We start from the raw sequence: 7550 nt of genomic DNA, 5'->3' as shown, positions 1-7550 counted from the left end.
GAATCAACGATCGGCCTGAATAATTCCTGGTCACCATGGCTAAAATAACCACTCTTAATTCGATCGATCACTCCCTTCAATTCGCGATTATTTTTGTAATAGCTCATCGGTTCATAACCCTGTGCTTTCCTAGCATAAACTTCTTCTGCTGTCAAGTCAAAGTAGAGACAAACAGCAATTCTCAGTTTTAGACACAGCAAGCCTTTTAGGGATTTAAAGAACATTTTAAAGGGGGATTTTTGGAGCAACTTTTGGTGTACTATCACGTCAAAAGCCCGAAGACTCGTCAAATGAAATTCGCCATCCCATTGAATTTTACCCCGTATTATGCGAACTAACTCCCAAAAGCCTTGCTACAGGGCAAATTTAGAATTGCTGAGAGACAAAAATCTCAGCCAATAAAAAAGCTAAAAGAAGCGATACTTATCGCTAAAGTCAAAACCGTTAGCGACGAGACGATTATAAAGTCGGGGACAAGCTAAAGCTAGGGATTGTCCTCTTGAGCGATCAATATCATTAGTAAACTCGATAAAATCCCCTTGCAAAGTCATTAATTCTTCAGAATCGGGGCGAGGACGTTGTAAAGCGGCAATCACCGTCTCTAGATGCCATCGATTATCTTGATCACATTCACTGGCCAAAAATTGCTGCCAATCCTGGAAAGCTTCATCGATGAGGACTTGCGGCAACATATCAAGGGATAAAAATTTCGGCGACCAGACAATGCTATCTAAACAGAATCGCAGCCCATTTTCTTGACACCAACGTACCAGGTCTAAAATGCCAAAAATATTATAAGCTTGAGCAGTAGGACGGACAGATAAGGAGATATGATCTTTCTGAAATGCGAAAATATTACGAGCGATCCTCTCCCATCTAGAGGGATAACGAATATATTCTTGTAGTTGACCGATCCCTTCCACGCTAAAAGCCAGTTCCACCGATAAAAACTGTTTGAGCATTTCCGAAAGACGACGATTATAGACAGTGCCATTGGTGCTGATGTAAAGCGAGATGTGTCCTGCGTGATCAGTGTCGATTAGTTTTTTGAGAATAGCTGGAAACATGGGATGGATTAATGGTTCACCCCCAGCAAATAGAAGCAAATTCAAACTCTCCGGATGAGCCAATATTTCCTCAAAAACCAGCTTTTCATTGGAAGACCACTGGGTATTTTCGGGTATACGGCTTAAAATCTCTCTCTCTTGTCCCTTATCGCTCTTTTTCTGGCTGACAATCCGCAAGTTATCGATATCGATACAGGGTTGTAAACCCCAACTACAGATTTGTTCTCCTTGATAATTGCTGAGTAAGGATTGCGGCTGCAATAGGTGCAGAAAATGTAGGGATAATTCTAAGCTAGAGATGGCTTCCTCAGTGGGAGCGAGTTCGATCGCTATTTGCCACTGACCGTCTGATAATAATTGTCGGGCTATTGCTCGTTTTCCTGCCATTACTGATAAATAACAGGGTTGATGACAATTTTTCCAGCCAGAAATTTCAATTAAATCGATGGCCGCTCCGTTGGCGGGTAAGGAAATGGTGACTTTTCCCCTTTTTACTGGACGGGTTAACTTTTCGCCACGCCGAGTTAGTTCGCCCAAACCTGTATATTTGACTTCATCGAGGTAAACGGGTAAAAGTATCTCTGCACGGATTCGATCGCCAAACCATTGTGCTTGTATGGGATCGGCCGCAATCTGGGAGCTAAACATCGGCGAACACATTCGACATTTTAAATTACAAAGATTACCTAGCCACAGGTGCAAGGCCGAGGGCGGTGGTGCTTTGCCCCCCTCACGAACGATCGCCGTCGCCTTGTCCAAGATGCCCTCTTCTCCTGAAACCCGCCACAGTTGTTCAGCTTGGGTATTCATAATCTGGCGAAGGCTAGTCCCACCATCGGCTTCCGTGCTATAACATTGGCTACAGTCGGGGATTTTTTCCCCAGCCAGCATTTGGCTTCGCACCGAGCGCAGATAGTCGGAATTCCAAATCTGCTCGCAGGTAGCCCAGTGTAACGACAGACAACGCCCCTCTGACATCGGATTGAGATCGGTGCGACAACACAATTGCGCTTTCCCATCATTAACAATGGTCATCTGGGAGAAAGGGAGGATACAAAAGGTTTTTGGTAGCATCGGAAAAGGAGTGGGGAATTTTTCGAGTCGGGAGTGATCACTGATTACTGATTACTGATTCTAGCCCTTGAGGGTCAAGGCGACGCGAGCGAGGGCTTTTTCTAGGGCGCAGATGACCATTTGTATATCGTCCTGGGTGTGGCGATAGCAGAGGTTAAAAGTGCCATAGGTGCATACTTTTTGGCGTGCCAGTTCATAATTCATCAGATTACGACAATAATCGCCAGAAAAGCCGTTAATTTCCCAAAATTTTAGCTCTGGGCGACAATCATGTCCCACTAAGGCGGACTCGATTCCACGGGTTCGACAAATTTCGCCATAGGCGGTTTTTAAAATACGACCTTTTGCTGCTAAGTCTTGACAGACTTGACGATCGCTAATCTCATTAATCGTTTCGATCGCCGCCACGATTGAAACCGCTTCTAGGCTAAAAGTCAGACCGTAGTTAATCGATGACATTTGTTGTAGCCACTGCTCACGACCTACTAACACCGAGAGAGGTAGACCATTAGCGATCGCCTTGCCATAACAGGCCAGATCGGGTACAATCCCCCAAAACTCTTGGGCTCCACCAATGGCCACCCGGAAACCAGAGACCACTTCATCAAAAATCAACAGCGCCCCTTCTTTTTGAACGATTGCTTGAATAGTTAACATAGTTTCTCGATCGGGAATTGGCCAAACCATCGGATCGATAATCAGGCAGGCAATCTCCCCAGGATGCTCGACAAAAGCCCGTTGAACGCCCTCCACCTCTAACACATCAAGACTAATAATTTGCCCGTAATGGCTACTCGGCACCCCCGGACATTGAATCGAGGCCATGTACCAATCCTGAACACCATGATAACCTCGATGCAGCACTTTAACCCGTCCCGTCACCGAACGAGCTAGTCGAACGGCCGCTGCCGTTGCATCGGAGCCATTTTTAACTAAGTGCATGGTTTCGGCACAGGGGATCAAGCGAGTCAGCAGCTCGTAGAGGTTTTGCCATTCCGGACCGACCATACCAAGGTTAGAGTATTTGAACATCTGTTCGGCCACAGCCCGCGCTACCCGTTGGTAGCCATGACCAAGAATATTGGAACCCCAACCAGACACCATATCGATGTAATCAATGTTATTAATATCTACCAGATGCCCGTCATAACCGTGGGCAAGACGTTGGGGAAAACAGTGAGCTAAAATTTCCTCACTGGTCATCGGTTCTTGGCAGAGGGGCGACTCTTGACTATTTATTTCTTCCTGTTCCAGATTGTCTGCGAACAGTTCCTCAAAACGTCCATCCCGCGGTTTGCCCTGATCGATCGATTCCCATAGCCATTGGTTAATCCCTTTGGCTGATAATTTTGAGGCTATGGCCGCCGCATTTTGGCGCATCTGTTGGCAATTTTTCGGGTCTCTTAGCTGCTCTAGAGCCTGTCTTAAACTTTCCCCTTGATAATCACAGACAACTCCTAGATGAAATCGTCGGATAAATTGAGCTGCCGATGTGGTTTCCTGGCCCAAAACAATTATCGGGATATTCGCCGTAGCCACCGCAAACATCATTCGCCACAATCGAGGATTATGATCGCCTTCTGCTAAGGCACCCGTCGGCATCACTAAATAGGCATAGTTTCTTAATATCTGTACCAGTTTTTCTTCTGGCAACAGACCACAGAGATGAATGCCTCGATTTTTAATTAGTTCTGAATGCTCCTCTTGCTGACGGTATTGATTGTCTTGATACCAATCTACCGTGCCATTGTACCAATCGAGTTCGATTCCCGCTGCCTTGATCGTGTTACATAATAAATCAAAGCATTGCTGACTGGAAATACTGCCAATCAAAGCTCCTACATTGGCCGACCGGGAGTTAAGATTGGCTAATTGGGGAGTCGGGGAAATTAACTGCTCCGATACCAATGCGGGCAGTAACGAAAACTCCAATTGATATTTGGCTTCGTAGGCTGCTCGCAATTCGGGATGGGTGACTAGCCGTAGGGAACATTTACCTAAAAATTCCCCCATCAATTGATCGGGAATATTATTCACGCAAATATTTTGATCGTCCATAATGTAAGCGGCCAAGGGAACTTGATACAAGTCTTGCAGTACGATCGCTGTGATTAAATCCTCGGCCAGGTAAGGAACACAAAGAAGGCGCGTCACCTTATATTCATGGAAAATTCTGACGGCATGGACAGTGTTTTTCACTGCTTCTGGTCTTGACAAACCACGATTAGATAGACAAAGAGCGATTGCCCCCAAGTCCTGTTCTCCCCCATACAAATCTACAGAACGAATCGACAGAATATTGGCAGTGTCAGCAACTATTTTTTTGACTAATGCACCTGTACCATGGTGTTGATTGACTTCACAGGTGGTAATAACGATACTGGCATCAGTCATCTTTGGTTGGCTGAAACGGTACTTAGAGCCAAAGTCGCAACCGGCAGCGATGAGACGATCATAAAGTCTAGGACAGGCGACGGCGAGGGATTGTCCTCTTGATCGATCGATATCGTTGGTATAGCGAATAAATTCGTCTTGTAAAACGGCTAATTCCCTCGGTTCGGGGCGTGGTCGTTGTAAAGCGGCGATTATTGTTTCTATGTGCCATCGATTATCTTCATCACACTCTTGCTCTAAGTATTGCTGCCAATCCTGTCGAGCTTCATCAATGACCAGTTGCGGCAGCATATCTAGGGATAAAAACCTTGGCTCCCAAATGAGATTGTTTAAGATGTATCTCAGACCCTGTTCTTGACACCAACGCACCAGCTCTAAAATGCCGAAGATATTATAAGCTTGGGCAGTGGGACGAACAGATAAGGGAATATGGTCTTTCTGGAAGGATAATATATTACGCGAGATCATTTCCCACCGAGAAGGCGTTCGGATATATTCCTGTAACTGACCGACTCCCTCCACACTAAAAGCCAGTTCTACGGATAAAAACTGACGCAGCATTTCCGAAAGACGACGATTATAGACAGTGCCGTTCGTGTTGATGTATAGCGAGATGTGTTGGGCGTGATCGGTTTCTATCAATTTCTTGAGAATAGTGGCAAAAGCGGGCTGGATAAACGGCTCTCCTCCCGTAAAGTTGATATGCTGGAGGCTTTCTGGATGGGCTAAGATTTCCTCAAAAACCAGCTTTTCATTGGAAGACCAATGGGGATTTTCAGGAATACGGCTTAAAAATTCCTTTGGTTGTCTCTTTCCGCTCTGTGGTTTGCTGACAATCCTCAAGTTATCGATATCAATACCCAGCGGAAAACCCCAACGATAGATATTTAGTTTCGCTGTGCGAGTGCTGGTTAAGGGCGGAAGGTAAAATACGGGCAGAAAATGCAGGGAGAATTCAAGGCGAGAACTAGGATTCCAGACCAGATCGGGTTTGACGACCACTCGCCATTCACCACTTCCAGCTAATAATTGTTGGCCCAACAGTTGGTCTTCTGTCATGACCAATAAGTGATACAGTTGCTTGCTCTGTTTCTGACCAGAGATTTCGATAAAATCCACTGGTTCTCCTTTAGCGGTCAGGGAAATCGTCACTTTTTGTGAGATTACTGGTCGGGTCAACTTTTCACCCTGCTTGTTCAGTTCACCGAAACCAGTGTATTCTACGCCCTTGAGGTAGACTGGCAGCAGCGTTTCTGAGCGCGGACGATCATCAAACCATTGCGCTTGTACGGGATCGCCAGCGATCTGGGAACTAAACATCGGCGAACACATCCGACATTTTAAATTGCAAAGATTGCCCAGCCACAGATGTAAGGCTGAGGGAGGTGGTGCTTGCCCCCCACGCTCATCAACGATCGCCGCTGCCCATTCCATTATCTGCTCCTCCCCGGCAACCGGAATCCTCTGACTAGGGTAACGGTTCATCACTTGACGAATGCTTGCACTGCCTTCAGCTTCAAGGGCATAACATTTGGCACAGCTGGCTATCTTCTCTCCTGCTAGCATTTGCCGCCGCAGCTGACGAAAATACTCGGAATTCCAAATATCTTCTAAAGAAGACTGATGCAAGGAGAGAATTCGTCCTTCTGATACCAGATTAGTTCCATGATTCAGACTGCATAATTTCACCTTGCCATCGTTAGTAATCATGGCTTGGCAGAAAGGTAGAATACAAAATGTTTTGGGGAGCATATAGTAGTTATCTTAATGGTGAGGTACAAAGTTTTTCTTTTGGGGAGTCGGTCGTCGATACCCAATTAGGTCGCACCTGATCTTGAGGAGAAACGCTGTACTTAAAATCTAAAGTAAATTGGCAGCCCAAACAAGAGAATATTTTTAAAATTTAATAATTTTTATTTTCTCAACCGGTTACGCTCATGATGAAACTGCTTGAAAATGAGCGGCTAAAACTGGATGATGGTCATAGTACGTTCTGATCTCATCATAGTTAGAAATAAGTTCTTTGATTGTACCATGGGTTCTCTTGTCGAACATCATGGGAATAGCGAGCGGCTCGACCCCCAGATGAACTTGCAAGTTTTGGATAGTTTGCTCCCAATTGGCTATCATCTCCTCGTAATTAACCACCATCTTGGCCTGATCCTGAAATAGATTGACAAAAAATTCTTCCGCAGCGCAATAATAATTGTAAAACCAGTCGAAGTACCAGAGGGGATATTCTAAAGAGAGGGAAGGTGGCTTAGTTTCTTGGCCAGGGACGTACCAAATATAGGATTTTTCATTGGGAACAAACCAGATATTAGTTGCCATGGCAATCCGAAAACTCACAGCCGCCTCGACAATATTTCTCCTTAAAATAATGATTCTTAAATCCCCCATCGATCTTAAATGATCCCAGACAGGAGACTGTCGCTCAAGTTGATCGTACATAATTTTAGTACCGTCAAAAACTCGAAAAAATTCCCTCGATAACAAACTTAAATCAAATCGCTCACCATCGAGATTCTTCTGAGGGTTGAGGTAGGTTTCCTGTTCACCGTAAAGCTGATTAAAAGTCTCTTGTCGCCAATGAACCCAAGGATCATCTCCCTCTAGTTCTGGATTAAATAATTCCATTCCTTGACGCAGATGCGGATGAGCTCCTAGGGCTGTAATCAGAAGTGTTGAACCAGTTCTTGGATAGCAAAGAATAATAAATTTCATCGTTTTCATCAAGCATTTTTGGGGGCTACGGTTCCAAAATTCGGGCCAGTCAAAGACTAAACCCGAACTTGACCGAGTTTTTTAATCCTCTAAACTAATCTTGACCGGATTAACTTTCCAAATCTCTTGACAATATTCCCAGATTGTGCGATCACTAGAGAATTTAGCCATACGAACCGAGTTAAGAATCGACATCCGCGTCCACTTGTCCCGATCGCGATAAGCTTCACTTACCTGTTCCTGACAATCAGCGTAGGATTGATAATCAGCTAAAAGCATATACTGGTCATC

General features: G+C 45.1%; 4 protein-coding genes and 1 pseudogene. All 5 read right to left on the bottom strand.

The window, feature by feature from the left end; translation table 11 throughout:
• Positions 1 to 161 (bottom strand): annotated as a pseudogene (locus tag EWV60_RS05050) (glycogen/starch/alpha-glucan phosphorylase); the annotation flags it as partial.
• A gap of 246 nt (positions 162 to 407) precedes the next feature.
• Positions 408 to 2141, bottom strand: coding sequence for a radical SAM protein (locus EWV60_RS05045; protein WP_002773305.1), 1734 nt, complete (start codon positions 2139 to 2141; stop codon positions 408 to 410).
• A 60-nt stretch (positions 2142 to 2201) separates the two neighbouring features.
• Positions 2202 to 6287: a twitch domain-containing radical SAM protein gene (locus EWV60_RS05040; RefSeq protein WP_016516551.1), complete on the bottom strand. Its 4086-nt coding sequence runs from the start codon at positions 6285 to 6287 to the stop codon at positions 2202 to 2204.
• Between the two features lie 183 nt (positions 6288 to 6470).
• Positions 6471 to 7259: a sulfotransferase gene (locus EWV60_RS05035; protein WP_287231383.1), complete on the bottom strand. Its 789-nt coding sequence runs from the start codon at positions 7257 to 7259 to the stop codon at positions 6471 to 6473.
• Positions 7260 to 7340: 81 nt separating this feature from the next.
• Positions 7341 to 7550, bottom strand: a 210-nt coding sequence (locus EWV60_RS05030; protein WP_287231382.1) for a glycogen/starch/alpha-glucan phosphorylase, incomplete at its 5' end; no start/stop codon positions are given.

This window comes from Microcystis sp. Msp_OC_L_20101000_S702 (genome assembly GCF_007095705.1).
Taxonomy (GTDB): Bacteria; Cyanobacteriota; Cyanobacteriia; order Cyanobacteriales; family Microcystaceae; genus Microcystis; species Microcystis ichthyoblabe_A.
The sequence above is the reverse complement of the archived record's forward strand: the minus strand, read 5'-3'. Positions and strand labels throughout refer to the sequence as shown.

What these genes read in the sequence shown, in the direction of transcription:
- EWV60_RS05040 (WP_016516551.1), bottom strand. Translation starts at nt 6,287, where the DNA reads ATGCTCCCCAAAACATTTTGTATTCTACCTTTCTGCCAAGCCATGATT.
- EWV60_RS05045 (WP_002773305.1), bottom strand. Translation starts at nt 2,141, where the DNA reads ATGCTACCAAAAACCTTTTGTATCCTCCCTTTCTCCCAGATGACCATT.
- EWV60_RS05035 (WP_287231383.1), bottom strand. Translation starts at nt 7,259, where the DNA reads ATGAAATTTATTATTCTTTGCTATCCAAGAACTGGTTCAACACTTCTG.